This window comes from Bacillus sp. AFS012607, from assembly GCF_002558005.1.
Taxonomy (GTDB): Bacteria; Bacillota; Bacilli; order Bacillales; family Bacillaceae_G; genus Bacillus_A; species Bacillus_A thuringiensis_S.
Map to the genome: position 1 here is coordinate 1 of NZ_NTVM01000105.1, position 289 is coordinate 289.

Sequence of the window (289 nt, forward strand, 5' to 3'; positions counted from 1 at the left end):
AGCTTCATATTCTTTCATATTAAGATTGAGCTTTCTTACGGTTTCTTACTGCAAATACAGCTCCAATTAAGCCAAGTACGACACATGCAAGACCAATCCATTTTATGTATGGATTTTCAGCTTTACCGCCTGTTATCGGAAGATACGTTTCAATTTTCTTTGGTGTTTGTTCTAGTTGTGGTTTTATAACAATCTGTTGTGGTTTCTCTAGTTGTGGAATGACAGGTTTTTCGGTTACTTTTGGTTGTTCCGGTACCTGTGGTTGTGGCGCTTCTGGTTGCTCTGGCTT

Annotated in this window: 1 protein-coding gene; it reads right to left on the minus strand. The window is 39.1% G+C overall.

All coding sequences use genetic code 11. From position 1 onward, the window contains the following. Nucleotides 1-19: 19 nt before the first annotated feature. On the minus strand, nt 20-289 hold a 270-nt coding region (locus CN409_RS31055; RefSeq protein ID WP_141527763.1), incomplete at its 5' end, for an LPXTG cell wall anchor domain-containing protein.